This is a genomic window from Parasphingorhabdus sp. W113 (assembly GCF_055693205.1).
The window spans coordinates 2740846-2766186 of record NZ_CM146328.1 but is presented as its reverse complement, the minus strand read 5'-3'; the positions used below and the strand labels follow the sequence as shown (position 1 = coordinate 2766186).

The window sequence follows — 25341 nt, the reverse complement described above, 5'->3', positions numbered from 1 at the left end:
CCGGGCTCCGTGCTTCGCACCATCAGTCCAGATAGAAATTGACCGTCGTGACCACTCGTACTTTTTTGTAGGGCGTGTCGGTGACGCCATAGCCGCCACCGTCGCCGTCTCTCGAATTGATCGAGAAATAGCCCTGGGTGGCCGACTTGATCCCGCCGACGTCGGTGCCGCTGTCCTGGGCAAATTGCTCGGCGGATTTGCGCGCATCCTTGGTTGCTTCGGCAACCATTTCGGGTTTGATCTCGTCCAGCTTGGTGAAGGTGTAGCTCATCCCGGATCCGTCCTCGAGAACCACCCCGCGGCGGACCAGGTCAAATTGCCGCGCGACGGCGGCCTGGGCCTTTTCGATGTCATCGGTGCGCAGCGACAGACGCTGGCGAATGGTATATTGGGGAATGCCGTTGCTGCGATACTGGTTCACATTGGCACCGGTCGGCTTCAGCGCATCGGCCTTGAACCCGAGTTCCTTGAAAAAGGCACCAATGGCAGCGGTATCGCGATCAATGTCGGATTGCGCATCGGCGAGGCTGCTGCTTTGTGCGCTATAGGCAATCGTCCAGGTGGCGAGATCAGCGGTCACTTCGCGCTCCGCCAGCCCGCGGACGGTCACGCTCCGGTCCGCCATTTTCGATCGCAGCAATCCATCGCCGAGCAGATAGCCGCCAGCGATCAGGCCGATCGATAAAATACCCGCTCCCACGAGCAGCACATGGTTTCCCTTGTCGAGAAATTTCGCGGTTTCCTGGTTCTCTGTCATTGGTCTTTCCCTCTCGCCTGATGCGTCCTATGGTTTGCAAGTGACCCGGTTTCGTGATGCCGTCATTACGATGAACCGTTTGTGAATAGCGATGAATGGAGTTTGTCCCCAATGCCGATCCAATATCTTCACACCATGTTACGGGTTTCCGATCCCGAAGCCACGATCCGCTTTTTTGGTTTGCTGGGCCTCGAAGAAGTGCGGCGCTATGATAGCGAGCAAGGCCGGTTCTCGCTCATATTTCTCGCTGCGCCGGGGCAAAAAGACGTTGCCGAAGTGGAGCTGACCCATAACTGGCCCAATGAAGACGGGTCGGTCGAAGAATATGATGGCGGCCGGAATTTCGGTCATCTCGCCTATCGGGTCGACGATATTTACGCGCTTTGCCAGAGCCTGATGGATGCCGGCGTGACGATCAACCGACCGCCGCGCGACGGGCATATGGCGTTTGTGCGATCACCCGACAATATATCGGTTGAACTGCTGCAGGCGGGCGAAAACCTGCCGGTGCAGGAACCCTGGGCCTCGATGGAAAATATTGGTGAGTGGTAGTCTTGCCCGCGCTCAGAAGCGCGCGGCTTTCGTTTGCAGCCATTGCGGTGCGCTGCTCGGTGGTTGGGTGATGGCCTGCGCGCCGAAGCGGCCGGTCATCAACCGGTTGCGCCCGCTTTTCTTGGCCGAGTAGAGCAATCGGTCGGCCCCTTCGACCAATTGATTGAACCGGTCATCCTCTGGTGCATCATTTTCATCAAACCGAAGCAGTCCGCAGCTGGCGGTTATTGGTGCGTGTAATCCTGGCACCAGATGCGCGACACTGGAACTAATGGCTTGCCGCCGGCGTTCCGCTACTTGGCCGGCATTTTCGCCCCTTAGCAACAGGATAAACTCTTCTCCGCCATAACGCCCGCAAATCATATTGGGTGCGGATTGCAATACCTGGCCAATCGCCTGCAATACCATGTCACCCGCCCGGTGCCCGTGGGTGTCGTTGATCGCCTTGAAATGGTCGATGTCGAGCATCGCAATGGCATCAAACGGCTTGGGATCGCATCGGAAAATGCGTTCGATGGCCCGGCGATTGGGGAGGCCGGTGAGGCTGTCCGTTTCCGACAGATCCTTCATCGCCGACGACAGCGTATCCGCGCGATCGCGATCCCGGCGCAGTGAAAGAAACCGGTCGGCTAGCGCGGCGGCGACAACTATCGTCTCTATCGCCAGCGCAAAATAGAGCAGCATATCGAGCTCTGCCGAACCGGCATAAAGCCCGCTGGCCCGCAATATCCGCTCGGCACCGGCCAGCAATATCGCGGTCCAGGCAAAGGCCAGAAACCGGGCTGCCCGGCTGCCGCGCAAAATGGCTGCGATAAACAGCACCGGAAACAGCAGGAGCAGCGGCACGAAGGACCAGAAGTAGAAACGTTGACCCATCGCGCGCAGCATGTCGGATGGCAGCGTAGAAAGCAGCGTTGATAGGAGTATGGGCAGCAGGGTGAGTAACCAGACGCGCACTTCCCAGCGCCGCAATATCTGCGGTTCGATATAGCTCCTGCAGAACATCACACCCGCCAGAACGGTGATGGCGAGCGACCATAGGGTCAGGGCATATTGACCGTCAGCAGTGAAATCTGGCCAGATCAGATAGATCAATCCGCTCGCGCTCAGGGCATGGACAAATAACGAGCTGGCGACCAGAGCGTGCCAGATCATGAAGCGTTCCCGCAGGGCACCATAAAGGACGATATTGTACAATATCGGAACCGTCAAAATGCCGAAAAAGAGCACGAAAAGCAGACTGATCTTGTAGTGCTGATTGTCCGCTTCAGCGGAGGAAAGCAGACGCGTTTGCTGGATGATTTGCGGCATATGCAAATTGTCATAGCTAATCGCTATCGCGACAGGCTGTTCGGTAGAGCGCGGCAGGTCTACGCGGAACTGGCCGCCAGCCTGCCAGTTGCGGGCCCGGATGTTAGCATCATAGCGATATCCTTCCCATATGCCGTCCTGATATTGCGCAAAAATACCGATTTCTGAAAATCCCGACTGCGTCAGCAACAATGTCGAGCGAATGTCGGTTGCAGAATTTTCCGGGATATCCGCAAAGGCCCAGATACGGCCGCTGGTGACCGGAAAACCGCCAATTTTACAATTGCTTCTTTCGGCCAAGGCGAGGTCGAGATGGATGTTGTTCTGCGTTCCCATGAGGCAAAGACGATCGCCTGGAGCCGCCGCCTGCGCAGTATATCCGATACTCGTTCCGAGCAGCATTATCATCAAGGCCACAAAGATGCGCAACGCAGTCCAATCCCCCCACTTCAGCCTGCGGGCCTATCAGGGAAGCATTGAAACTCGGTTAACCAAAACCTTGGAACGGGTTAGGATGTCGCGGTTCGGGCTTGGTTTTTCTTATGCTTTGACAGATCAAAGCCGACCACCTGGTTCCGGCCATTATTCTTGGCGCTGTAAAGCCGACGATCGGCCACCGCCAATATCGCCGCGAGTGGCTCCCGTTTTGCGATCGTGGTCAGGCCAACCGACAGAGTGACCGGTCGCTGAATTTCGGGAACCTGCCGATGCACGGCGGTGATCAACTGGCTGCAAATATGGGTCAGTTCGGATGTGGCGTTTTCCCCGTCGCTCGACAAGGCGCCGGGGTTGAGTAACAGGACAAATTCCTCGCCACCGATACGCGCTGCAAAATGCGGTGTCTTCGCCAATTGGCTGCCAACGGCGCGCAGAACATGATCACCCACTTCATGGCCGTAGACATCATTGACCTGTTTGAAATGGTCAATATCCAGCATCGCGAGATGGCTATAGTTTTTCGTCCGGCCATTGATGGCGAAGGTGCGTTCCAGCGCTCGGCGATTGGCGAGGCCAGTCAGGCCGTCGGTTTCGGCCAGCAGTTGCAGCTCCTTTTGCCGGATACGCGCGTTATCACGATCCTTGCGCAGGCCCATGATGCGATGCGCGACACCGAAAGCGAGAATAAGCGTGTCGAGCACAAGCGCAAAGTACAGCCCATAATCCAGTTCATGGATCCCGATATACAGGTCCATGCCGCGGGCAATGCGGTCAAAGCTGAACGCGATAATCGGGGTCCAGGCACCGATCTGAAACCAGATCACCTTGCTGCCGCGGCGCAAGGCGTGGACCATGGTGAACAGCACGACCAGCAGGAAGGGCACAAAGGACATGTGATAATAGTTGCGGATGTCGGTGCTGTAACCATCGATCGTCTGAAACAGATAGGCCGTGACGAAAACGGGCAATACGGCAGAAATCAGCAATATCGGACGCAGCCAGCCGGCAATTTTTCCGGGTTCGACAAACCGGTCGAGAAAAAGCCGCTGGCAGCGATCGAGATCGCCAAGGTCCAGTAGTTCAACAGAAATTTCGTGGTCAGATCGGCATCCGGAAACACGAGAAAGATCAATCCCGACGAACTGAAAGTATAGACCACCGTGCCGACAATCATGACGCTGTGCCAGAGCATGAAACTATATCGCAGCGCGCTGTAGAAAAACGCATTGTAGAAAAACGGCATAGCCGCCATGCCACAGAGCAGCGCAAACATGGCGGAAAGCGGCAGTTTCAAATTGTCCCAATCTGCCTTGGACTCCAGCTGGATCAACGTGATCGAACTGGATACTCGCGGATTATCGATGGTCAGATAGACCGTTTCAATCTGGCTGCGCGTGCTGGCATCTTCTGAACCGGGGATTGCCAGCCCATAATGACCCTTGGGCCGCCAGCTGTCGATGACCTGCTGCTCGGTAAAATAGCGCGACTTGATCGTGCCATCGCCGAGCACGGAGTGGACAGCCATGGTCGTAAGACCGTTATTGTCTCCCTGGACTTCGACGATTCCCGGGGGGATTTCGGCGGCCTTGAAGGGTATTTTGACCCATAGTTTCGGTCCGGCAAACTCATATTTGTCATCGGAACAGTCAAATTGCGCGCTTGCCGCAACGACATCGGCGATGCGGCTGTCGAGCGCCGTGCCATAGGTGCACAATTCATGTGCGAGCGGCGCGCTGGCCTGGGCCGGGGCGGTGCAGCAGAAAAATGCCAGAATGATGGCCCAAAAGCGCAAAACGGTTTCCCTTGAGGCGGATCCTCATCAAACGATGTCTCATAAGGTAAAACAGTTATCGGGCGGTTAACTATCAACACATTGAAAATAGTCGAAAAAATAGGCGGAAAATGAGACGATTCTTGGCTATCGACAGCGGTGGCGTTGATGCTTACCATTGGCGCTATGCTAGAAATTATCCGTATTCCCGTTTTGTCCGACAATTATGTCTGGCTCGTTCACGAACCCGCCTCAAAAGAGACCATGGTGGTGGATCCCGCTGTTGCCGATCCGGTGATTGCCGAAGCCGAGAGCCGGGGATGGGCTATCACTCAGATCTGGAACACCCATTGGCACCCGGATCATACCGGCGGCAATGCCGCGATAAAGGAAGCGACCGGTTGCCACATTACCGGGCCCGAGGCCGAGCAGGCCCGGATCCCGACTCTCGATCGTCTGGTCAAGGAAGGCGACACCGTGCATCTGGGCGACGTCACCGCGACGGTTATCGATGTGCCCGCGCATACCGCGGGCCATATTGCGTTCCATATCGCAGAGGAACAGGTGGTGTTTGTCGGTGATACCCTGTTTGCCATGGGCTGCGGCCGTTTGTTCGAGGGAACCGCGGCGCAGATGTATGACAATATGCGCAAACTGGAGCAGCTGCCGGCCAATACCAAGGTGTATTGCGCGCATGAATATACCCAGGCAAATGGCGAATATGCGCTGGTCGCCGAGCCTGATAATATCGCGTTGAAAGACCGGATGGATGACGTGCTGGCTGCCCGCCAAAAGGGCGAAGCAACCGTGCCGACAACCATTGGACTGGAAACCGCAACCAACCCCTTCATGCGGGCCAAGTCCGTTGAACAACTGGCCGAAAGACGAACCGCGAAAGACAATTTCTAGACGCTGGTTTCGGTTTTTTCGCTTTTTATGATATACGGTTACATGGATGGGGGCATCTAGAGGAGACTCGTCATGCGTAAATTGTTTATGGCTCTGCCAATGGCCTTGCTGCTCGCCGCACCCGCGGTGCAAAGCGGTACCAATGAAGTCAAGCTCAGCGAAAAAGAACAGGCAAAATTTGACAAGCTGGTAACCGGCCGGACTGCCGGGAAACCGGTCAGCTGCATCACCCGGTTTGATCAGGACAATATGACCGTCGTCGGGGACAAATATCTGGTTTACAGCCGCAGCCGCAATGCCAAGACCATCTATGTCAACGAGCCTTATGGCGGCTGCCGGAACGTCGATCGCTATGCCTTGGTGACGCGCCGGTCGCACGGCAATTTGTGCCGCGGTGAAATTGCCGAGGTGAAGGATTTCAACAGCGGCGCGTTTGTCGACAGCTGCTCGTTCAGTTCCTTCGTGCCTTATACCAAGGATGACGCCTCGGGCTCCTGAGCCCGTTGATTGTTCCGTACGTTTGCCGGACTATTTCTTATACAGGCTGTTCAGCCGGTCCTGATAGCGTTCGCGAATGACATGGCGCCGAATTTTCATGCTTGGCGTCAATTCTTCATTTTCTATGGCAAAGGGTTCGTCGGCAAATTCAAACCGGCGGACTTTTTCCGTCACCGACAGGTTTTTGTTGACCCGATCCACCGCCTTGCTGACCGCGGATTTGAATTGCGGATTGGCCTGGAGCTTGAGAAAGTCATAAGCCATGCCTTCCTGGCGCGACCATTCGAGCGCCCATTCGGGATCGGGTACGATCAATCCCACCATATAAGGCCGCTTGTCTCCGGCGATCATCGCCTGCAAAATTTCGGGCTGCAAGGTTAGCATGCCCTCGACTTTCTGGGGCGCGACATTCTCGCCCTTGTCGTTGACAATCAGATCCTTTTTGCGGTCGGTAATGGCCACCCGTCCCGCCTCGTCGATCAGGCCGATGTCGCCGGTATGCAGCCAGCCATCCTTGATCACGCGATCGGTTTCGGCCTGGTTGCGCCAATAGCCTTTCATCACCAGCTCACCGCGCACCAGAATTTCGCCGTCATCGGCAATCCGCACTTCGGTATCGATCATCGGCGGGCCGACGGTATCCATTTTGAGACCCGTACGCGGCCGGTTACAGGCGATAATCGGCCCGGATTCGGTTTGGCCATAGCCTTGCAAAAGCGTCAGTCCGAGCGATTGAAAGAACACGCCAATATCGGGATTTAGCGGCGCGCCGCCGGATACCATCGCCTTGATCCGGCCGCCAAAGCGCTTTTGAACCTTGGGACGCAAAGTGCGATTGAGGAACAATTCCATCGGCTTGTCGCGCTTCCGCTTTTTCCCGTCAGCCTCGCGCTCGCCAATTGCCAGCGCCTTGCCGAGCAGATATCGCGGCATCTTGCCCTGTTTCTCAACCGTTTTGATCAACCGCTGGCGCAAGACTTCAAACAGGCGCGGCACCACCACCATGATGGTTGGCCGGACATCTTCGATATTGCCGGCCAGTTTCTCGAGGCCTTCGGAATAATAGATTTGTGCGCCCAGTCCGATCGGGAAAAACTGGCCGGCACTGTGCTCGTAGGCGTGGCTGAGCGGGAGAAAGGACAGAAAGACCTCGTCATCCCAGCCGAAATCATTTTCGATAACCTCGCTCGGGCCTTTAACATTGTGCAGGATTGCACCGTGATGCTGCATCACACCGCGGGGTTTGCCGCCGGTTCCGCTGGTATAGATGATACAGGCAACATCATCGCGGGTGAAGGCCTCGGCCTGCTTGGTGATATCCGCGACATCCTGGTCATCACCCTGGACCAGATCATTCCAGTTATGGATCGCGAAATCGCCGGTCTGGCCGATGCGCAAGTCGGACATGCCGATCACGATTTCGGCATCAGAGGAACTGATGACGGCCGGCACCAGATTCTGGGCCAGCTTCTGGTTGGAAACAATCACCGCCCGCGCGCCGCTATTGTCGAGAATATGCTGGTGATCATTCGGGGTGTTGGTCGTGTAGGTCGGGACCGTGATGCATCCGGCGGCCATGATCGCCAGATCGGCGATACACCATTGCGGACAATTATCGGCCACCAGCATGATACGGTCGCCGGGTTTCAGGCCGATTTTCTTGAACGACTTGGCCAGTGCGGCCACCTGGCGCGCGGCCTCCGCCCAGCTTGTCGCCCGCCATTCGCCGTCAATTTTTGCGCTCAGAAACGGCGCATCGCCGCCTTCACGAGCGCGCTGGAAAAACATCGATACCAGATTGTCAAAGCCATCAAATTCGAGATAGCGCTCGCTAGTTTTTTTGCCGACACTGTGCTTCACTCTCCCGTGCGATCTGACCGTTTGTCGGTCAGTCCCCTATATCCAGAAACAGGCTAGCGTGGTTGGCCAACAGGGGCAAATATTTTGCGATTGGCCTGACAGTCTGGCCGCCTTCTGGATGATAATGATATTATGGCAGCTCGCTGACCGCTTCGCCGGTGCTGCGCGGATCAACCGCGCCGACCCAGCCTTTTTCGGTTTTCTGGGCACCGGCCAATTTCGATGGCAAATTGGAAGTGACAACCAGATGGCCCATGCGGGCGAGATCTTGCTGCAATGGAATCAGGGCACTGCCATTTTCGATCAGCAGTCCGTCGCCGCCGAAATAGATATTCGGCAGCGCCATCGCGTCTTTCAACGGCAATCCATAGTCGAGAACTCCGATCAGCGATTTGGCGACATGCATGATAATCCGTTTGCCGCCAGCAGATCCGAGAGCCAAGATCGGTTCGCCATCCGCATTATAGACAATGGTCGGCGACATGGATGACAGCGGCCGCTTGCCGGGCTGCACCCGGTTGGCCACCGGAGCACCGTCTTTTTCGGGCGCGAAGGTAAAGTCGGTCAGTTCGTTGTTGAGGACCATCCCCCGGGCGAGCAGCTGGCTACCAAATGGGCCTTCGACCGTGGAGGTCATATTGGCAATATTGCCCTCGCTGTCGACGGCGGTGAAATGGGTCGTCCCGGCGACTTCAGAAGAAATCGCCGCGGTGCGGGGCAGGGCGCCAGGCGGATTGCCTGCGGGATAGGTCTCGATCCCCGGCAATTGCGGCCGCGCGCGTTGCAGGGCAATCATCTGCGACCGGCTGGCGAGATATTGCTTGTCGATCAGACCGGCAACCGGAACCGCGACAAAATCCTGATCTGCGAGATATTTTTCGCGGTCGGCATAAGCCAGACGCATGGCTTCGCCAATGACATGCCAGGCCTTGGCGGGTTCCTTGGCATAAAGCGCGCCCATGTCGAATTTCTCGATCGAGCCGAGTATCTGAAGCACCGTGGTTGCGCCGGATGATGGGGGACCCATGCCGCAAATCCGATATTCACGATAGGTCGAGCAGACTGGCTGGCGCACAATGGCGCGATAATTGTCAAAATCCTGCTGGGTCAGTTCTGACGGATTGCGCGGTGCGTTGGCGACCGCAGCGGTGATCGCTGTGACGGTTTCACCTGAATAGAAGGCATCTGCGCCTTCCGCCTGCAATTCGCGCAGCAAGGCACCCAGTTCCGGGTTCTTGATGATCGTGCCGCGCGGCGCCGGCGCGCCGTTGCGCCAATAGAGTTTCTGCATCTCCGGGAAATTCACCCAGAGCTTTTCAAGCCTTTTCATCCAGTCATATTGCGGGGGACTGACCGCATAGCCTTGTTCCGCGAGCCTGATCGCGGGGTCGAATAGTCGGGCCCATGGCAGCTTGCCCCATTTCTTGTGGGCCTTTTCCATCAGCCGCATATTGCCGGGGATGCCGACGGACTTGCCGCCCGGAGCTGCCGCGAAGAATCGCAATGGTTTGCCATTTTCATCGAGAAACCGGTCTGCGCGCGCCGCGGCCGGGGCCATTTCACGTCCGTCAACCGTTTCCATCCACCCGCTTTTTGCATCATGGTGGAGCAGGAAGCCGCCACCGCCAATGCCACTGGACTGCGGTTCCACAACCGTCAGCGCCAGCATCATCGCCATAGCCGCATCGGTTGCCGATCCGCCGGCCTGCAATATTTCAAAGCCAGCCTTGGTTGCCTCCGGATGGGCAGAGGCGGCGGTGCCGGCATTTTGTGCATGCGCCGCAGAGGTGAACGGGATGAGGATCAGGATCGACAGGAAAGTGAGGAATTTTTTCATGGTTTTACGCGCTACCCGGTTGGGAAAAATCCGTTGGTGACAAATTTTGCAGCGCTGATCTCGGTCGTTCAGCTGGTGCTGACATCTCAAATTCAATACTGCGAAAACAGAGCTACCGGATAACCATCTGGTTTCCAAGAGCAACTATGGTCTGGTGCCCGAACCCACAGCTTCGGCCAGCGATGCAAATCCGTCCTGCTTCAGCAGCCGCGCCAGTTCGCAAGCCATTTTGCGCGCCATGATCGGACCTTCATAGATCATAGCGGTGTATAGCTGGACCAGTGATGCGCCTGCCCGGATTCTTTCATAGGCGTCTGCTGCATTGGCGATCCCGCCGACACCGATCAAGGCTATGGTCCCGCCGCTGGCGGAGCGGAAATCCTTGAGCCGTTGCAAGGCCAGATCTTTCAGCGGCGCTCCCGAAAGCCCACCGGTTTCATCGCGGTTGGAGGACTGTAAGGAAGGCCGGGTAATTGTTGTGTTTGATACAATCAACGCCTCAATCTGCTGCGCTTTTGTCACTGCGACAATATCGTCAATATCGGCCGGTTCCAGATCGGGGGCAACTTTCAGGAATACCGGAACGGTTTGTGAACCGCGGGCCTCCATGACCGCACCCAGCAGATCTTCGAGCGCTTTCTTGTCCTGCAAGGCCCGCAAACCCGGCGTGTTGGGGGAGGATATGTTGACCGTCAGATAATCGGCCAGCGGCGCCATATTGCGCACGCCGGTGACATAGTCGGCAATCCGGTCATCGCTATCCTTGTTCGCGCCGATATTGATGCCGAGCACACCCTGGCCCATGCGACCCCGCATCCGTTGCAGCCGGGGCATGGCCTTGTCCTGACCGTCATTGTTGAAGCCCAGACGATTGATCACGGCCTTGTCAGTCGGCAGGCGGAAAATCCGGGGTTTCGGATTGCCGGATTGTGGCCGCGGGGTCAGCGTCCCGACTTCCGCGAAGCCGAAGCCCATCCGGATGAGCGCGTCGGGCACTTCTCCATTTTTGTCAAATCCCGGCGCCATGCCGATCGGATTGGCAAAATCCAGACCCGCCACGGTGGTGGCGAGAACCGGATCGCTTTTGGGTGCGGGGCCCAGCGGGAGCGCCTTGAGCCCGGCAATGGTCAGGCCATGGGCCTTTTCCGCTTCGAGCGCAAAAATGAACGGGCGAGCGAGATCGTAAATCATGCGGCGCCTATGACATCGCGCCGGGTTTTCGGCAATGCAAAAGCACGCTAGACAGATTGCGATCCAAGGGCCCTGATGACCGGGTCGATGACCAAGGGAATGACTATGGCAATCTTAGTGACGGGATCTTCGGGATGGCTGGGACGGTTTCTGTGCCCGCGATTGCAAGCCAAAGGGTATGAAACCATAGGCCTCGATGTGGCACCCGGCACTTGCACGGACATTGTCGGCAGCGTCGCCGACCTGGCCGTCGTTGATCAAGTCATGCGCGACCATGATATCGCCGCTATTGTCCATGCGGGGGCGCTGCACAAACCCGACATTGTGCGTTATCCCCCCCAAGCCTTTGTCGACGTCAATATCACCGGCACGATGAATCTGCTCGAAGCCGCTGCCAAAGCTGGGCATGACCGGTTCATTTTCACATCGACCACATCGCTGATGATCTCGGCCGATGTCCGCGCCGGGAAATCGGGCGGCGCGACGCAAGCTTATTGGCTGGATGAAGAATTCGGTCCGCTGAGGCCGCGAAACATCTATGGTGTGACCAAATTGGCGGCCGAGCATTTATGCCGCCTCTATGCCGTTCAGCGCGGCCTGGATATTGCCATATTGCGGACCGGCCGGTTCTTTCCGGCAGAGGATGATACGCATAATTTCCCTAGCGGCCCCAATCTCAAGGCGAACGAGTTTCTCAACCGCCGGCTGACCGTGGAAGATGCGGCGGACGCCCATATCGCTGCGCTGGAAAATATCGGAGGCCAGGGATGCGAAACCTTCATTCTCTCGGCGCCACCGCCGTTCGGGCGCGATGACGCGACAGACCTGATTGCGCGGCTGCCGGAGCTGATCGCGCGCTATTTTCCGGAAGCGGCAGATCTTTACGCGCAGCAAGACTGGGTGCTGCCGGACCATATTGATCGCGTCTATGATCCTTCCAAAGCGGAACGGTTGCTGGGTTTTCGTCCCCAAACTGATTTTGCTTCGGTGCTCAGAGCTCTGGCCGGAGGACACGCACTGCCCTTTCACCACGACGCAAGCAATATATCGCCCAAGGAGACCGCATGAGCTACACATTGATAACCGCCAATCGCAACTACTCCAGCTGGTCGTTGCGCCCCTGGATCCTGATGTCGGCGCTTGAAATTCCTTTTGCGAATGACATTGTCCTGTTCGAAGCCGAAAATTACGAACGGTTTCGCGCCTTCGCGCCCAATGCCCAGGTGCCCTGTCTGAAAGATGGTGACCGGACGATCTGGGATTCGCTGGCGATCATGGAATATCTCGCAGAGCGTCATCCTGGCGTTTGGCCCGCAGACGAGGCCGCCCGGGCCTGGGCGCGCTGCGCCGCGGCGGAAATGCATGGCGGCTTTGGGCCGCTGCGCAACCAATGTCCGATGAATATCGGCGTGCGCGCGCAATTGCACGCGATCGACACGCCTTTACAGCGGAATATCGACCGGATCGGCGAATTATTTGCCCAAGGCCGCGACCGCTTTGGCGGGCCATGGCTGGCAGGGGCGCAGCTTACCGCGGTCGATGCCTTTTACGCGCCAGTGGCCTATCGGGTGCGCAGTTTTGACCTCGATATTGGGAAGCCGGGGCGGGACTGGGTCGATCATATCATCGCCCATCCTGCGATGCAGGCGTGGGAAGCCGAAGCCTTGGCAGAGCCCCATCGCGAGATCGGTCATGAAGAGGAGATTGCCGCGACGGCAACCGTCACCGATGACTTCCGCGCCGCAGGGTGACCGTATTGGAGACATTTGCGGTTGATTAGCATCGCGCCATCGTTCAAAGGCGGGCTCGGTTCAATGCTGCATTGCAGCAATTCTCATAGCAAAAGGCGGGGGCCTGTTCATGGCGATTCATAGCGATTTTAAACGCGACTGGCTGTCCAATCCGAAGAGCGAATTTCTCGCCGGACTGGTCGTGGCGCTCGCGCTGATCCCGGAAGCGATCGGTTTCGCGATTATCGCCGGTGTCGACCCCCGGGTCGGTCTCTACGCCAGTTTCTCAATTGCCGTCATCATTTCGATGATTGGCGGACGGCCCGGCATGATCAGTGCTGCGACTGCTGCGGTAGCCGTTCTCGTGGTGCCGTTGGTGCGCGATCACGGGCCCGAATATCTGTTCGCGGCAACCATCTTAATGGGCATTTTCCAGGCGATCGCAGCGTTGCTGAGGCTGGACCTGCTGATGCGCTTTGTCTCGCGGTCGGTGATCACCGGCTTTGTCAACGCGCTCGCGATCCTGATCTTCATGGCGCAATTGCCACAGCTGACCGGGGAAGCTTTTACCTGGCAGACCTATGCGATGGTCGCAGCGGGGCTCGCGATTATTTATGGTCTTCCCAAGCTCACCACCTGGATTCCATCACCGCTCGCCGCGATAGTCGTGCTCGCGGCATTCAGCATGTATCTTACTGGGTTTCTTGAATATTATTTGGGCGTGGAGTTCAATGTTTCAACCGTTGGCGATATGGGCGAACTGCCCGATAGCCTGCCGTGGATCCATATTCCGCAAATCCCGATTACCTGGGAAACGCTGCAGATTATCGCGCCTTATTCGCTGGCGATGGCGGCGGTCGGATTGCTCGAATCCCTGCTGACCGCGTCAATTGTCGATGACATGACCGAAACCCGCAGCGACAAGAAGCGGGAAACCTACGGACAGGGCATTGCCAATTTTGTCACCGGCTGGATCGGCGGCATGGGCGGCTGTGCGATGATCGGTCAATCGGTGATCAACATCAAATCCGGCGGCAGTCGCCGATTGTCGACGTTCGTGGCGGGTGTCATGCTGATTGTCCTGATCGTCGGTCTCGGACCGCTGGTCGCACAGATTCCGATGCCGGCGCTGGTTGCGGTGATGATTTTTGTGTCGATCAGCACGTTTCGCTGGCAGAGCTTCACCGAAATCACCCATCACCCCTGGCCATCCAATTTTGTCATGATCGCCACCGTGGTCATGGTGGTGGTAACCCATGATCTGTCGATCGGGGTGCTGACCGGGGTCTTGCTGTCGGGCATTTTCTTCGCCTGGAAAGTGCGCCAGCTGGTGACGATTCAGGACTTTGTCGAAGTGACCACCCACCGCTATGTCTTTGGCGGTCAGATTTTCTTCGGTTCGGTCGACATGCTCTACGAGGCGATGGAATTTAACGAAGACGGTATCGAGCATGTGATCATCGATGTGCACGATGCCCATTTCTGGGATATTTCCGCGACGGGTATTCTCGACAAGATTGTCGAACGGCTGAAGAATGAAGGCAAGACCGTGGACCTGATCGGGCTCAACGAAGCCAGCGCCACCCTGGTGGAAAAATATAGCGAGAATGACCGACCATTTGAAAGTTTGGGGGTCATCGGACATTAGTTTTCGCAGCTTTGAGAAAACCAGTCTATGGTGGGATAAACCCCTGATTCGACTTCCAATCAAAGGCACATCCCATGATCAAACTGCACCATCTCGAATATAGCCGTTCCACCCGGATTATCTGGCTGCTGGAGGAGCTGGGCGTTGAATATGAAATGGTGCGCCATCAACGCCATCCTGAAACGATGCGCGCGCAGGCGGATCTGGCCGCCATCCACCCGCTGGCCAAAGCGCCCACGGCGATCATTGACGGCCACTTGATGATGGAATCGGGCGCCATCATTGAGTATATTCTGGAGCAATATGGCGATGGGAAGCTGGCTCCGGCACCGGGCTCCAAAGACCGCGCGGAATATCTCGAATGGCTGCATTTTGCAGAAGGAACCCTGGCCAACCCGGTGATCGTGCAAATGCTCGCTCCGCGGTTCGGCGGCCTGGGCGAAGGCTATGCGCCCTTTGTCGAAGGCGAGGTGGTCAAGCTGCTCGACTATGTCGAACATCATCTAGACAATCGCGAATTTCTGGTCGGCGACGGCTTTACCGGAGCGGATATCAACATCAGCTATGTCATCGAATTGGCGACCGCGGCGGGCATGCTCGCCAACCGTCCCGCAGCGATGGATTATGGCAAGCGGATGATGGCGCGGCCGGCCTATAAGAAAGCCATTGAACTGGGTGGCCCGGTCGTACCAACGCTCGCGGGCTAGTGCCGTTTGCGGATCCGGCGCGAGACCGCGCGGGCGGGCGACTGCTGACGGCTGTTCTGCTCGTAACAACGCTGTGCGCTTTTGCCGGAAACAGTTTGCTCAATCGCGCGGCATTGGCGGAAAACTCGATTGACTGGGCAAGCTTCACCGCTATCCGTCTGATTTCCGGCGCACTATTTCTGGGTCTGCTGCTGGGTCTGCGCCATGGTGTAGCCGTGGTGCCACGCCGCGATACGCTGGTGCCGGCTGCGGCGCTGTTCGTTTATGCCGTCAGTTTCTCTTTTGCCTATGTGTCGCTTGACGCTGCGATCGGGGCGCTGATCCTGTTTCCCGCAGGGCAGCTCAGTTTGCAGATGATCGGCATTGCGCGTGGTATCTATCCGACCGCGGTGCAATGGATCGGCCTGTTACTGGCGATTGCCGGCCTGGCGGTTTTTCTGGCACCGGGAGAGACCGCGCCGCCGCTGGTCGCCGGGCTGATCATGGCGCTGGCGGGCCTGTCTTGGGGGTTTTACAGCTGGGCCGGAAAAGGCGCCGCCCGACCAGCGCTCGCCACCACCCGGAATTTTGTCGGCGCTGCTTTGCTCTGCTTGCTGCTTGTTCCTTTCCTCGCTGACGGTGGTCAGGTTCACCCGACCGGGATCGGGCTGGCCGTAATATCGGGGACGATAACTTCGGCGCTCGGCTATATCACCTGGTATGCGGTTCTGCCCCGATTATCCGTCAGTACCGCGGCCGCATCGCAACTATCGGTCCCCGCCATCGCCGCATTGGGCGGAGTGCTGTTGCTCGGCGAAACGTTGACGACGCGATTTTTCATCGGCAGCGCGATGATTTTCGCTGGCATTGGGTTGACGATGTTCAAATGGAATGGTTTTAAGCCGCGCCGACAGAATCCCTGACAACGGCTTTGCCAGCCTCCCGCTGGACCTTCAGTTCAGCCTTCAACTTCGCTGGATCGCGGGCAAAGACAAAGCCGAAACTGACGCCGCCCTCCTTGCCAATCGTCGCATGATGCAGCTTGTGCGCTTGCACCAGGCGCTTGGCATAGCCGCGTTTCGGCACATATTTGAAATAGCGCTGATGCACCAGACCGTCGTGGATAAGCGTGTAGATGATGCCGTAAAAGAGGATCCCCAGGCCTACCCATGTCCCAGGCTCCCAATAGCGCGCGCCCATGATCAGCGGACTGCCGATGATGAACATCGATATGCTCATGACAGCGCCGACAATTCCGTAAAGATCATTTTTTTCCAGCCTGTTGTCATGGGGCTCGTGATGATCGCGATGCCAGGCCCAGCCAAAGCCATGCATAATATATTTGTGGCTCGCCCAGGCGATAAACTCCATTGCGATAACGGAGGCTAGGACAGTCGCAATGATGGCAAACATACTCATCGGTCGAGATCTATCAGGCGCACTCGGGGTTGCCCACTACTAACCTCTGCAGCCCATAATTTCTTGTTCTGGGTGGTGCTGACATAGATCGGCTTACGGGCGGCAAATACCGAGAATATGTGAATTTCCGTCGGAACCGGATCGAGCAAATGCGTAATCAGCAGGGCTTCGGGCTCGCCTTTTTCTTGGTCGTCCTTCAACGTCAGATCAATACAGCTCTTGGTGAACGCTTTCTGGTTCACAACCTTGCCGTCTTTCACCGAGAACCGGTGATGACCGCCCAACGGAATGGCATCATTGCTGGTCTGGGGAGTCAGGAAGTAGACAAGAATGGGATCATCAGCCGTAGCCGGCGGCAAAATGACGGTATTGAAAGGAGAGTCGCTGCACCGCAGGACCTCATAGCCATTGATCAGTTGCTTGGCCTCAATAAGCTGAATCTGCTGTGTGTTCAGGCGGGCGCTGTCCCCTGATAACACGGAACGATTGCTGACTTGCCCGGACCCCCAGACTGCCGAATAGACGCCCGCATATGTTTCGCCGTCCGGCCGCCAGAATGTAACCAGCCATCCGGCTTCGGTTTTGGTAACAACCCAGCCACGGATGCCACTATTCTGCAAATCGGGAACATCTTCACGCATCGTGTCGGTGGTATGCCATGCAGCCTGATCATGGCGGTGCAGGTCCAGACCTCTGTTGAGCGCCAGTTGAAGAGCCGCCTTGTCCGCATCAGGAAAATCAGATGTTTCCGCAAATGCCGGAGTGCTAAACAGGATCAGGGCACAGGTAACCAGGGCGCGATAAATGGTCATGGTGCGAAGATAGTCACTCTTGGTCGGCATTTGAAGCCTATTCTATCTTGCGCCAAAGTTTGATCCGGCTAAACGAAAGCCTATATTGGAAGTCAGGAACTTATGACCGAAGCAAAAACCCTCTACGAGAAAATCTGGGACGCGCATGTCGTCGACCAGCGCGATGATGGCACCGCCCTGATTTATATCGATCGCCACCTTGTCCATGAAGTGACGAGTCCTCAGGCCTTTGAAGGGTTGCGCAAGGCGGGCCGGAAGGTGCGGCGTCCCGACCTGACATTGGCGGTGCCTGATCATAATCTGCCAACGACGGCGCGGGTTGACGCGGCAGGGAACAAAATTCCGATCGCCGATCCGCAGAGCGCTGCGCAGCTCGAGGCATTGGAAGCCAATGCGCCGGCTTTCGGCATCAAATATATCGGTGCCAGCGATATCAACCAGGGCATCGTGCATGTAATTGGTCCGGAACAGGGCTTTACCTTGCCGGGAACGACTCTGGTCTGCGGAGACAGCCACACCGCCGCCCATGGGGCGCTGGGTGCCCTGGCTTTCGGGATCGGCACCAGCGAGGTCGAACATGTCCTCGCCACCCAGACGCTGCAGCTGACGCGCTCCAAATCCATGGAAATACGGGTTGAAGGGGCACTCGCACCTAATGTCAGCCCGAAGGATCTGATCCTGCATATTATCGGTGTCATTGGAACGGCCGGGGGTACGGGTTCGGTCATCGAATATCGCGGGGCGGTGTTTGAGCAGATGTCGATCGAAGGTCGCCTGACTGTATCTAACATGTCGATCGAAGCAGGTGCGCGGGCCGGATTGATCGCTCCGGATGAGAAGACCTTTGCCTATTTGAAAGGGCGTCCAATGGCACCGCAAGGCGCGGATTGGGATGCCGCACTGGCTTATTGGCAAACGCTACATACGGATGATGGCGCGCGGTTTGACAAGAGCGTGACGATCAACGCAGCCGATGTCGCGCCGACCGTCAGCTGGGGCACCAGTCCCGAAGATGTTGTGCCGGTGACGGGTGTCGTGCCGGCACCCGAAAGTTTTGCTGATGCGTCGAAACAGGACGCGGCGCGCAAGGCGCTGGACTATATGGGGCTGGAACCCGGACAGGCGCTCCGGGATGTCGCGGTTGAAAATATCTTCATCGGCAGCTGCACTAACAGCCGGATCGAAGATCTGCGCGCCGCAGCGGCGGTTCTCGACGGTCGCAAAAAGGCGGATGGCGTGAAATGGGCCATTGTCGTGCCCGGCTCCGGTCTGGTAAAGGCGCAGGCCGAAGCAGAAGGGTTGGACAGAATTTTCGTTGATTCCGGATTTGAATGGCGTGAGCCAGGCTGTTCCGCCTGTCTCGGAATGAATCCCGACAAGGTGCCATCGGGCGAACGCTGCGCCTCGACATCCAATCGGAATTTTGTCGGGCGGCAGGGTCCGGGGGCAAGAACCCATCTGATGTCTCCTGCAATGGCTGCCGCCGCGGCGGTGACCGGCAAGCTGACCGATGTCCGCGAATTGATAGAATAAGGCTGAGAATATGACAAAAAAGACAGACGATCCCAAAACGCCGGCGGATGATGAAAAAAATGCCGCAGGAGACAAAAAGGGAAAATGGTCAACCGGGGCAAAAGTGGGTGCCGCCGTGGGCTCCGCTGCAGTCGCCGCAGCATTGATCTATGCCGGGCGTCACAAGATGCGCAAAATGGATGAATTCCGGTCTGCCGGACCGACGTCGGGAACCCGCTATGAAAATGAACCGGAGGATGATCCGGACGACGAGGGCGCGGCATGAAGCCGGTCAGTCAGGTTGAAGGGCGGGCGATTCCGTTTGGCCAGAAAAATGTCGATACCGATGTCATTATTTCGGCAGAATGGCTCAAAACCGTGTCCCGCGATGGACTGGGGAAGGGCGCCTTTGAATCGGTGCGGGCGCAACCCGGCAATATATTTGACGATCCCGAATATGCAGGCGCTTCTATTCTGATTGCGGGTGATAATTTTGGCTGTGGATCGAGCCGGGAACATGCGGCCTGGGCGTTGGACGACATGGGCATAAAGGCGATTATCGCACCCAGTTTTTCGGACATATTTTCCGGCAACGCGTTCAAAAATGGATTGCTTGCGATTGCTTTGCCGCAAGCCGCCATTGATCGGTTGATGGAGGTTGCGAAAACCGATCCGATAACCGTCGATATGGAGAGCATGAGCGTAACCACTCCGTTTCAGGATCGCTTTGCTTTTAAAATGGATGCCTTTCGACACGAGTGCCTGATGAACGGTCTCGATGAAATAGACCTGACAATGGCAAAATCCGATGCCATAGATGCGCATGAACGGCGGACTGATTCTGGTCAGCCATGGCACCGTCCGGTTTCTGCCTGATCAATCTGGGATTTGTTCTGACGGAATTGGTTTTTCTGGGAAGGGAAAAATATGAAAGCATTGATGTCCACAAAAGTTGGGGGTCCCGACAGTCTCGAAATGCTGGAGGTGGACGCACCCTCAGCCGGCAAAGGCCAGGTGGTCATTGATGTCAAAGCCTGCTCCATCAACTATCCGGATGTTCTGATCATTCAGGACATGTACCAGTTCAAGCCGCCCCGGCCATTCGCGCCAGGCGGAGAAGTCGCCGGGGTAATCGCCGAGGTTGGCGAAGGCGTGACGGACTTTAAAGTCGGCGATCGGGTGGCCTCGACTACCGGCCATGGCGGTCTTGTCGAAAAGGTGGCTGTCGACAGCAACAGTGTTTTCAAGATTCCGGATAGCGTCAGTTTCGAAGACGCCTCCGCTCTCATCCTGACCTATGGCACGTCCATTCATGCTTTGGTCGATCGGGGTCATATCAAGGAGGGCGATACGCTGTTGGTGCTTGGCGCCTCCGGTGGTGTCGGTATCGCGGCAGTAGAGCTCGGCAAAGCCTTTGGCGCCCGGGTTGTGGCAGCCGTTTCTTCGGAAGAAAAGGCGGCTTTTGCGAAGGCGGCTGGCGCCGATGAAACGGTGGTTTACGAGCGCGCTCCATTTGACAAGGATCAATCCAAGGCCCTGGCGGCCCAATTCAAGGCGGCGGTTGGTCCAAATGGCGCCAACATTGTCTATGATGCCGTTGGCGGTGATTACAGCGAACCGGCGGTCCGCTCGATTGCCTGGGAAGGCCGCTTTTTGGTGGTCGGTTTCCCAGCCGGTATTGCGAAGCTGCCGCTGAATCTCACCCTGCTGAAGTCCTGTGACGTCTGCGGCGTTTTCTGGGGGGCATTCGCGATGCGCGAGCCGGCTGCCAACCGGTCGCATATCAACCGGCTGTTCAAGCTGTGGGGGCAGGGCATGATTCAACCGCGGGTGTCTGAGACGTTCGCCTTTGCCGATGCCGGCAAGGCGATCCAGAAAATGGCTGATCGCGGTGCAATCGGCAAACTTGTGGTAAAAGTTGCCGATTGAGTCGGTTCGGGCTCTTGTGGGTATTGATAACAGTGCCTATTTTACGTGCAGAGATTGAAGGACAATTGGTCCAGTAAGGGAATATTATGGCCGGTTTTGAAGATCGTGAAAAAGCGTTCGAGAATAAATATGCGCGCGATGAGGAAATGCAGTTCAAGGTTACCGCACGGCGCAATCGTCTGGTCGGTGAATGGGCTGCCGAAAAAATGGGCCTGACGGATGAAGAGACCGATGCCTATGCCAAGGCGGTCGTTCAGGCGGACTTCGAAGAAGCGGGCGACGAGGACGTTATTCGCAAGCTGTTGGGCGATTTGACCTCCGCCGGCGTTGACATTGACGATGCCGGCATTCGTACGGCGCTGTCCGACAAGATGGTCGAAGCGCGCCGGCAGTTTATCGAACAAGCCGAATAGGATTTAAAACCATGCCCATGGCAAGCGACGACATCAAGGCGATGATTCTGGACGCGTTTCCGGACGCAACGGTCGAGATCCAGGATCTCGCTGGCGATGGCGATCATTACGCAGCGAAAGTGCTGTCGTCGGCTTTTGCCGGCATGAATCGGGTGAATCAGCAGCGCGCTGTCTATGCAGCGCTCAAAGGCAAAATGGGCGGCGAATTGCATGCACTGCAACTGACCACCGGTGTTCCGGAATAACCGCCCGTACAAGGAGAATGAAGATGAGTGACACGGTACATGCAAAGATTGATTCAATGGTCACATCCAATGATGTTGTCCTGTTCATGAAGGGTACGCCGCTTTTCCCCCAATGCGGTTTCTCGAGCAAATCGGTTGCCATTCTTGAGCATCTTGGTGTGGCTTTTGAATCGGTAGATGTGTTGCAGGACATGGAAATCCGGCAGGGCATCAAGGAATTTTCCGACTGGCCAACCATTCCGCAGCTTTATGTCAAAGGAGAGTTTATCGGCGGCAGCGACATCATGATGGAAATGTATGAAGCTGGCGAACTCGGGGAATTGATGGCTGAAAAGAAGGTCGCACCAGCGGCGACCTGAGCCGCACCCCACGACATTGATCCGGTCGGCCTAGCTGTCCGGTATCTCGATCAGCCACATTCCAATCGCGAGACTGAGGCTCCCGAACGCCATGCATCCGGCGATCAGGCGCAGATTCATGCCCTTCATCGGCGTGGCATCATGCGCGCTCAGCCGGTCCTGAACCCGGCACCCGTTGCGCTGGGCAAGATAGAATATGCCGATCCCGATGGCGATGAACATCGTCGCAATGGCGCGGGGTAGCCAGAAGGGCTGCAATTTTCCAAACAGGGCGTTGAAGCCAAGACCAATGCCAACGGCCGCCAGACCGGTCCGCATCCAGCCAGCAAAGGTGCGTTCATTGGCCAGGACTGTGCGATCTTCTGCCCAGTCGGTTCGCTCTTCGGCAAGATCGGTCCGGTCTTCGGCGAGATCGTTGCTGTCTTTCTGGTTGTCGCTCATGTTGCGGCTGGTTCCCGAACGCTGTTCCATCGGAACTTACACCAACCGCCGCATTGTGCCAGCGGAATCAAAAACGGCCCGAACAATCTGTTCGAGCCGCTTTTTGGGTGGGTGTGTCATAGTCAATTTTTAATGAGAGGGGACCGCGGAGACCAGTACGCCGTCCCCCTCATTTCTGCGTTTCATGGGTGTGAAACAATAGGAACATCCATAGCTTTGCATCCGCCGTGCCAGTTTTTCGATCATATGATTTCTCAAAGACTTAGTTGGTTTCAGCCTTGTTAACCTGTTGGGAATTGTAAATAATTTCGACAATTGCGATCGGATTTGGGCGCGGATTGGTGGCGGCGCTGCCCCTGGGATCCAACCAAATGTAAAATTCTATATTTACATCTGTAGTCGATAGAACTACAACTGTAGTCAGACGTTGGTCTGAGCTGGAGGGTTAAAGGATGGCTAGGTCATGGTAGAGCGCATCAGTGACGCCGAACATGAAATCATGGAAGTGCTGTGGAAACAGTCGCCGCTGACCGCGACGGAAGTCGCGGATCAAGTGGCGGATGCCAAAGGCTGGTCTCTGCAGACTGTCAAAACCCTCTTGTCGAGATTGGCCGCCAAAGCGGTGCTCGGTACCGAGCGCGACGGGCGCCGGTTTCTTTATTCTCCCTTGGTAGATCGGGATATCTATCTTGCTGGCGTTTCGAGAAAATTTGTCGATCGCCTGTTCGGCGGCAAGGTCACCCCCTTGGTCGCGCATCTCGCGGAAGCGGATGAATTGAGTGACGATGATATCCGGGAAATTGAAGAGCTTTTGAGGGAGTTGAAAGCATGACCGATTGGATGATGGACACGATGGTGTCGATGACACTGCTCATGGCACTGGTGCTGATGATCCGCAAACCGGTCCAGCATTTTTTCGGTGCGCATATTGCCTATTTGCTGTGGGCCCTGCCGCTGGCGCGGCTGTTCATGCCTTCCCTGACGCTGAAAGCGCCCCCTCCGCAACCGGTTGCAGATGCGGCTGCGGTTGCGCCAGCCGTTTATGAAAGTCCTTTGTCCGGCCTGGCCGCCGCTGCACCGGTCGAACAATTCAGCCTTGGTGCCCTGGCATCGGTTGACTGGCTGATGATCTTGCTCGTTGTCTGGCTTGGGGGCGCCGGTATGTTGTTCATCAGCAAGTTGGCGGCCTATTTCCAGTTTCGCGAAGACATTGTTGCAGATGGCCGACTGGTTGGGCGCCACGGCAATATCAAAATTCTCGAGACGGCTGCCGTCGGTGGCCCGCTGGCGTTTGGATTGTTCAAAAAATATATTGCGGTGCCGACCAATTTCTTTCGCGATTTCGCGCCCCGCGAGCGGGAACTCGCGCTCGAACATGAGATTGCCCATCACGAATCCGGAGATCTGGCGGCGAACTTTATCGGATTGCTGATTCTGTCCCTGCACTGGTTCAACCCGGTCGCCTGGTATGCCTGGGTGGCATTCCGCCAGGATCAGGAAGCCGCCTGCGACGCCCGCATCCTGCAGAAAGGCGGCCGCGAAGTGCGGGCCGTCTATGGCCGTACGATTGCCAAGTCGGTGTCCGGTCACAAGCTTGGACTGGCCAGCCCGCTCAATCAGAAAAACAAGATCAAATCGCGTCTGAAATTGCTGGGCCAAAGTCAGAAATCCGCTTTTCGTAAACGCCTCGGCGCACTGATGGTCGGGGCTGGTACGGTGATTGCTTTGCCACTGACGGCGACCATTACCTATGCCGAGGAAGCGGAAGCGCATCCTCATGATGCCCAGGATCACGCCAGTCGTGGCACGGCGATTGACGTTGGCGGCCGTGACGGGGTTCAAATCCGCACGGGTGGTCAGACGATTGATGTCGGGCGCAATGGCGTGGTTATCGCCAAGAAAGTGGCGGATGGCTATAAATACCGGGTTGAGAATGACCGCGGCAGCTTTGAATTCCGCTCCGATCAGAAGCTCGGCGACAAGGCTATTGCCAAACGCCTGAAAAAAATGACGCCCAAGCCCAAGAAGATCAGCGCCCCAGTGGCGCCGGTTCCGCCCGTGGCCCCGGTACCGCCCGTACCACCGGCGCCGGAATCCTGGGATGACAATGTGAATATCACCATGCTGAATGGCGAGAAAGATTGGCAAAAGGTCCGCAAAGAGGGCCGGGAGCATGTCTATCGCGTGAAGCATAATGGCCGGACCGTCGTTTTGAGAACCAACAAGGCTCTCAGCCAGAAGCAGGTTGAGAAAATGGTAAAAAAGGCGGAAGAATCGCGCCTCGAGGCCGAAGAAGCGCGCCGTGAAGTCCGCGAATCCATCCGGGAAGCGCGGATGGAAAAAGAAGAATGGCGCCGCGAGATGAGGCAGGTTGAACGCGAAGTTGAACAGGCACGCCAGGAAGCGGAGCGGGAATCCCGTGCCGCGGTTCGGGAAGCGATGCTTGAAGCTCGTGAAGCGCAGCGGGAAGCCCTGAGAGAGGCCCGCGAAGCACAACGCGAAGCGATAGAAGCGGACCACGAAGCGCGCGAAGAACGGCGGGAAGCGAAAAGCGTGGCGGCGCGAATCTGGGAAGTGTCCCAAATCGCATTCAAGCCCAATTTCCGGGTCAAGGTCACCAAATCAAAACCGGATTGTCTGGCGATGAACAAGGCGATTGCTTTCGGTGGTCCGCAACAGGACGTCAGTCAAAGTCAGGCTTTCGCTATTGTTGCCGGTTGCAAAGAAGCCAAGTTCAATCCAAACCATATCGGCCATGTCGACCAGAAAGCGCTGCTCCGCGTCGCGCTGGAAGGGCTGGAAAAAACCCGGGCCAAAGCCGCAAAATGCAACAGCAAGGATGCCGACCATCTGCGCAAATTGAAAGCCTATGACCGGGATATCAAGGAGCTGAAAGCCCAGCTTTCAATGACCTGATCAACAGACAAACCTATCGTCACTGAATCGGGGGCAGCGCTTCATTGGGCTGCTCCCGTTTTTTTCCGGGGGCCTAGCTCTAAAATTTCATGGTTGTTTTATGCCCT

Annotated in this window: 26 protein-coding genes and 1 pseudogene; 17 read left to right on the top strand and 10 right to left on the bottom strand. The window is 56.8% G+C overall.

What is annotated here, in order from left to right:
* Positions 1–22: 22 nt before the first annotated feature.
* Positions 23–757, bottom strand: coding sequence for an SIMPL domain-containing protein (locus ACZ1GS_RS13360; RefSeq protein WP_472695669.1), 735 nt, complete (start codon positions 755–757; stop codon positions 23–25).
* 111 nt (positions 758–868) lie between these two features.
* Between ACZ1GS_RS13360 and ACZ1GS_RS13355 the strand changes: the two genes are divergently transcribed.
* Positions 869–1309: a VOC family protein gene (locus tag ACZ1GS_RS13355; RefSeq protein WP_472695668.1), complete on the top strand. Its 441-nt coding sequence runs from the start codon at positions 869–871 to the stop codon at positions 1307–1309.
* A gap of 12 nt (positions 1310–1321) precedes the next feature.
* Here the strand turns inward: ACZ1GS_RS13355 and ACZ1GS_RS13350 are convergent, their stop codons facing one another.
* The 3 genes and pseudogenes from ACZ1GS_RS13350 to ACZ1GS_RS13340 all read right to left on the bottom strand — a co-directional run.
* Positions 1322–2956, bottom strand: coding sequence for a sensor domain-containing diguanylate cyclase (locus ACZ1GS_RS13350; RefSeq protein ID WP_472695667.1), 1635 nt, complete (start codon positions 2954–2956; stop codon positions 1322–1324).
* A 173-nt stretch (positions 2957–3129) separates the two neighbouring features.
* Positions 3130–3714 (bottom strand): GGDEF domain-containing protein, encoded by a 585-nt coding sequence (locus tag ACZ1GS_RS13345; protein ID WP_472698140.1) that lies wholly within the window; start codon positions 3712–3714, stop codon positions 3130–3132.
* A 63-nt stretch (positions 3715–3777) separates the two neighbouring features.
* Positions 3778–4301 (bottom strand): annotated as a pseudogene (locus ACZ1GS_RS13340) (7TM diverse intracellular signaling domain-containing protein); the annotation flags it as partial.
* Between the two features lie 714 nt (positions 4302–5015).
* On the opposite strand from ACZ1GS_RS13340, the gene gloB reads away from it, so the two are divergent.
* Both gloB and ACZ1GS_RS13330 read left to right on the top strand, forming a co-directional pair.
* On the top strand, positions 5016–5738 hold the full coding sequence (gene gloB, locus ACZ1GS_RS13335; protein WP_472695666.1) for a hydroxyacylglutathione hydrolase: 723 nt from the start codon (positions 5016–5018) through the stop codon (positions 5736–5738).
* A 72-nt stretch (positions 5739–5810) separates the two neighbouring features.
* Positions 5811–6236 (top strand): hypothetical protein, encoded by a 426-nt coding sequence (locus ACZ1GS_RS13330; RefSeq protein WP_472695665.1) that lies wholly within the window; start codon positions 5811–5813, stop codon positions 6234–6236.
* A 30-nt stretch (positions 6237–6266) separates the two neighbouring features.
* On the opposite strand, the gene ACZ1GS_RS13325 is transcribed toward ACZ1GS_RS13330, so the two are convergent.
* From ACZ1GS_RS13325 to ACZ1GS_RS13315, 3 genes are all read right to left on the bottom strand, one after another.
* Positions 6267–8024: an AMP-dependent synthetase/ligase gene (locus ACZ1GS_RS13325; protein ID WP_472698139.1), complete on the bottom strand. Its 1758-nt coding sequence runs from the start codon at positions 8022–8024 to the stop codon at positions 6267–6269.
* A 202-nt stretch (positions 8025–8226) separates the two neighbouring features.
* On the bottom strand, positions 8227–9933 hold the full coding sequence (gene ggt, locus ACZ1GS_RS13320) for a gamma-glutamyltransferase (RefSeq protein WP_472695664.1): 1707 nt from the start codon (positions 9931–9933) through the stop codon (positions 8227–8229).
* Between the two features lie 144 nt (positions 9934–10077).
* Positions 10078–11124, bottom strand: coding sequence for a quinone-dependent dihydroorotate dehydrogenase (locus ACZ1GS_RS13315; protein WP_472695663.1), 1047 nt, complete (start codon positions 11122–11124; stop codon positions 10078–10080).
* A 105-nt stretch (positions 11125–11229) separates the two neighbouring features.
* Here ACZ1GS_RS13315 and ACZ1GS_RS13310 point away from each other — a divergent pair, with 105 nt between their 5' ends.
* From ACZ1GS_RS13310 to ACZ1GS_RS13290, 5 genes are all read left to right on the top strand, one after another.
* Positions 11230–12192, top strand: coding sequence for an NAD-dependent epimerase/dehydratase family protein (locus ACZ1GS_RS13310; protein WP_472695662.1), 963 nt, complete (start codon positions 11230–11232; stop codon positions 12190–12192).
* Positions 12189–12875 carry a glutathione S-transferase gene (locus ACZ1GS_RS13305; protein ID WP_472695661.1) on the top strand — a complete coding sequence of 229 codons (687 nt, stop codon included), beginning with the start codon at positions 12189–12191 and terminating at the stop codon, positions 12873–12875. Before ACZ1GS_RS13310 ends, ACZ1GS_RS13305 begins: the two co-directional genes overlap by 4 nt.
* Before the next feature lie 109 nt (positions 12876–12984).
* On the top strand, positions 12985–14502 hold the full coding sequence (locus ACZ1GS_RS13300; protein ID WP_472695660.1) for a SulP family inorganic anion transporter: 1518 nt from the start codon (positions 12985–12987) through the stop codon (positions 14500–14502).
* Positions 14503–14576: 74 nt separating this feature from the next.
* The gene (locus ACZ1GS_RS13295) at positions 14577–15209 is read left to right on the top strand and encodes a glutathione S-transferase family protein (RefSeq protein ID WP_472695659.1); all 633 of its coding nucleotides are present in this window, start codon (positions 14577–14579) and stop codon (positions 15207–15209) included.
* 95 nt (positions 15210–15304) lie between these two features.
* Positions 15305–16111: a DMT family transporter gene (locus ACZ1GS_RS13290; protein ID WP_472695658.1), complete on the top strand. Its 807-nt coding sequence runs from the start codon at positions 15305–15307 to the stop codon at positions 16109–16111.
* Here ACZ1GS_RS13290 and ACZ1GS_RS13285 read toward each other — a convergent pair.
* Positions 16086–16607: a sterol desaturase family protein gene (locus tag ACZ1GS_RS13285; RefSeq protein ID WP_472695657.1), complete on the bottom strand. Its 522-nt coding sequence runs from the start codon at positions 16605–16607 to the stop codon at positions 16086–16088. The two genes, ACZ1GS_RS13290 and ACZ1GS_RS13285, sit on opposite strands and share 26 nt — an antisense overlap.
* Positions 16604–17449 (bottom strand): hypothetical protein, encoded by an 846-nt coding sequence (locus tag ACZ1GS_RS13280; RefSeq protein WP_472695656.1) that lies wholly within the window; start codon positions 17447–17449, stop codon positions 16604–16606. The genes ACZ1GS_RS13285 and ACZ1GS_RS13280 overlap by 4 nt, the downstream gene beginning before the upstream one ends.
* Before the next feature lie 72 nt (positions 17450–17521).
* Here ACZ1GS_RS13280 and leuC point away from each other — a divergent pair, with 72 nt between their 5' ends.
* From leuC to grxD, 7 genes are all read left to right on the top strand, one after another.
* Entirely contained in the window at positions 17522–18952 is a 1431-nt protein-coding gene (gene leuC, locus ACZ1GS_RS13275) for a 3-isopropylmalate dehydratase large subunit (protein ID WP_472695655.1), read from the top strand.
* 10 nt (positions 18953–18962) lie between these two features.
* Entirely contained in the window at positions 18963–19217 is a 255-nt protein-coding gene (locus ACZ1GS_RS13270; protein ID WP_472695654.1) for a hypothetical protein, read from the top strand.
* On the top strand, positions 19214–19807 hold the full coding sequence (gene leuD, locus ACZ1GS_RS13265) for a 3-isopropylmalate dehydratase small subunit (RefSeq protein ID WP_472695653.1): 594 nt from the start codon (positions 19214–19216) through the stop codon (positions 19805–19807). Before ACZ1GS_RS13270 ends, leuD begins: the two co-directional genes overlap by 4 nt.
* Before the next feature lie 51 nt (positions 19808–19858).
* The gene (locus tag ACZ1GS_RS13260) at positions 19859–20860 is read left to right on the top strand and encodes an NADPH:quinone oxidoreductase family protein (RefSeq protein WP_472695652.1); all 1002 of its coding nucleotides are present in this window, start codon (positions 19859–19861) and stop codon (positions 20858–20860) included.
* Between the two features lie 86 nt (positions 20861–20946).
* The gene (locus ACZ1GS_RS13255) at positions 20947–21273 is read left to right on the top strand and encodes a DUF1476 domain-containing protein (RefSeq protein WP_472695651.1); all 327 of its coding nucleotides are present in this window, start codon (positions 20947–20949) and stop codon (positions 21271–21273) included.
* Between the two features lie 11 nt (positions 21274–21284).
* Positions 21285–21518 carry a BolA/IbaG family iron-sulfur metabolism protein gene (locus ACZ1GS_RS13250; RefSeq protein WP_472695650.1) on the top strand — a complete coding sequence of 78 codons (234 nt, stop codon included), beginning with the start codon at positions 21285–21287 and terminating at the stop codon, positions 21516–21518.
* Between the two features lie 23 nt (positions 21519–21541).
* Positions 21542–21877: a Grx4 family monothiol glutaredoxin gene (gene grxD, locus ACZ1GS_RS13245; RefSeq protein ID WP_472695649.1), complete on the top strand. Its 336-nt coding sequence runs from the start codon at positions 21542–21544 to the stop codon at positions 21875–21877.
* 30 nt (positions 21878–21907) lie between these two features.
* Here the strand turns inward: grxD and ACZ1GS_RS13240 are convergent, their stop codons facing one another.
* A complete protein-coding gene (locus ACZ1GS_RS13240) occupies positions 21908–22348 on the bottom strand; it encodes a YidH family protein (RefSeq protein WP_472695648.1) in 441 nt (146 codons plus the stop codon).
* Between the two features lie 433 nt (positions 22349–22781).
* Here ACZ1GS_RS13240 and ACZ1GS_RS13235 point away from each other — a divergent pair, with 433 nt between their 5' ends.
* On the top strand, positions 22782–23150 hold the full coding sequence (locus tag ACZ1GS_RS13235; protein ID WP_472695647.1) for a BlaI/MecI/CopY family transcriptional regulator: 369 nt from the start codon (positions 22782–22784) through the stop codon (positions 23148–23150).
* Complete coding sequence (locus ACZ1GS_RS13230) at positions 23147–25234, top strand: M56 family metallopeptidase (protein ID WP_472695646.1); 2088 nt, start codon at positions 23147–23149, stop codon at positions 25232–25234. Before ACZ1GS_RS13235 ends, ACZ1GS_RS13230 begins: the two co-directional genes overlap by 4 nt.
* Positions 25235–25341 lie beyond the last annotated feature (107 nt).

What these genes read in the sequence shown, in the direction of transcription:
- grxD (WP_472695649.1), top strand. Translation starts at nt 21,542, where the DNA reads ATGAGTGACACGGTACATGCAAAGATTGATTCAATGGTCACATCCAAT.
- ACZ1GS_RS13270 (WP_472695654.1), top strand. Translation starts at nt 18,963, where the DNA reads ATGACAAAAAAGACAGACGATCCCAAAACGCCGGCGGATGATGAAAAA.
- ACZ1GS_RS13350 (WP_472695667.1), bottom strand. Translation starts at nt 2,956, where the DNA reads ATGGGAACGCAGAACAACATCCATCTCGACCTCGCCTTGGCCGAAAGA.
- ACZ1GS_RS13345 (WP_472698140.1), bottom strand. Translation starts at nt 3,714, where the DNA reads ATGGGCCTGCGCAAGGATCGTGATAACGCGCGTATCCGGCAAAAGGAG.
- ACZ1GS_RS13240 (WP_472695648.1), bottom strand. Translation starts at nt 22,348, where the DNA reads ATGGAACAGCGTTCGGGAACCAGCCGCAACATGAGCGACAACCAGAAA.
- ACZ1GS_RS13230 (WP_472695646.1), top strand. Translation starts at nt 23,147, where the DNA reads ATGACCGATTGGATGATGGACACGATGGTGTCGATGACACTGCTCATG.
- ACZ1GS_RS13260 (WP_472695652.1), top strand. Translation starts at nt 19,859, where the DNA reads ATGAAAGCATTGATGTCCACAAAAGTTGGGGGTCCCGACAGTCTCGAA.
- ACZ1GS_RS13300 (WP_472695660.1), top strand. Translation starts at nt 12,985, where the DNA reads ATGGCGATTCATAGCGATTTTAAACGCGACTGGCTGTCCAATCCGAAG.
- leuC (WP_472695655.1), top strand. Translation starts at nt 17,522, where the DNA reads ATGACCGAAGCAAAAACCCTCTACGAGAAAATCTGGGACGCGCATGTC.
- ACZ1GS_RS13250 (WP_472695650.1), top strand. Translation starts at nt 21,285, where the DNA reads ATGCCCATGGCAAGCGACGACATCAAGGCGATGATTCTGGACGCGTTT.
- ACZ1GS_RS13295 (WP_472695659.1), top strand. Translation starts at nt 14,577, where the DNA reads ATGATCAAACTGCACCATCTCGAATATAGCCGTTCCACCCGGATTATC.
- leuD (WP_472695653.1), top strand. Translation starts at nt 19,214, where the DNA reads ATGAAGCCGGTCAGTCAGGTTGAAGGGCGGGCGATTCCGTTTGGCCAG.
- ACZ1GS_RS13285 (WP_472695657.1), bottom strand. Translation starts at nt 16,607, where the DNA reads ATGAGTATGTTTGCCATCATTGCGACTGTCCTAGCCTCCGTTATCGCA.
- ACZ1GS_RS13310 (WP_472695662.1), top strand. Translation starts at nt 11,230, where the DNA reads ATGGCAATCTTAGTGACGGGATCTTCGGGATGGCTGGGACGGTTTCTG.
- ACZ1GS_RS13330 (WP_472695665.1), top strand. Translation starts at nt 5,811, where the DNA reads ATGCGTAAATTGTTTATGGCTCTGCCAATGGCCTTGCTGCTCGCCGCA.
- gloB (WP_472695666.1), top strand. Translation starts at nt 5,016, where the DNA reads ATGCTAGAAATTATCCGTATTCCCGTTTTGTCCGACAATTATGTCTGG.
- ACZ1GS_RS13255 (WP_472695651.1), top strand. Translation starts at nt 20,947, where the DNA reads ATGGCCGGTTTTGAAGATCGTGAAAAAGCGTTCGAGAATAAATATGCG.
- ACZ1GS_RS13280 (WP_472695656.1), bottom strand. Translation starts at nt 17,449, where the DNA reads ATGCCGACCAAGAGTGACTATCTTCGCACCATGACCATTTATCGCGCC.
- ACZ1GS_RS13305 (WP_472695661.1), top strand. Translation starts at nt 12,189, where the DNA reads ATGAGCTACACATTGATAACCGCCAATCGCAACTACTCCAGCTGGTCG.
- ACZ1GS_RS13235 (WP_472695647.1), top strand. Translation starts at nt 22,782, where the DNA reads ATGGTAGAGCGCATCAGTGACGCCGAACATGAAATCATGGAAGTGCTG.
- ACZ1GS_RS13355 (WP_472695668.1), top strand. Translation starts at nt 869, where the DNA reads ATGCCGATCCAATATCTTCACACCATGTTACGGGTTTCCGATCCCGAA.
- ACZ1GS_RS13360 (WP_472695669.1), bottom strand. Translation starts at nt 757, where the DNA reads ATGACAGAGAACCAGGAAACCGCGAAATTTCTCGACAAGGGAAACCAT.
- ACZ1GS_RS13315 (WP_472695663.1), bottom strand. Translation starts at nt 11,124, where the DNA reads ATGATTTACGATCTCGCTCGCCCGTTCATTTTTGCGCTCGAAGCGGAA.
- ACZ1GS_RS13325 (WP_472698139.1), bottom strand. Translation starts at nt 8,024, where the DNA reads ATGTTTTTCCAGCGCGCTCGTGAAGGCGGCGATGCGCCGTTTCTGAGC.
- ggt (WP_472695664.1), bottom strand. Translation starts at nt 9,933, where the DNA reads ATGAAAAAATTCCTCACTTTCCTGTCGATCCTGATCCTCATCCCGTTC.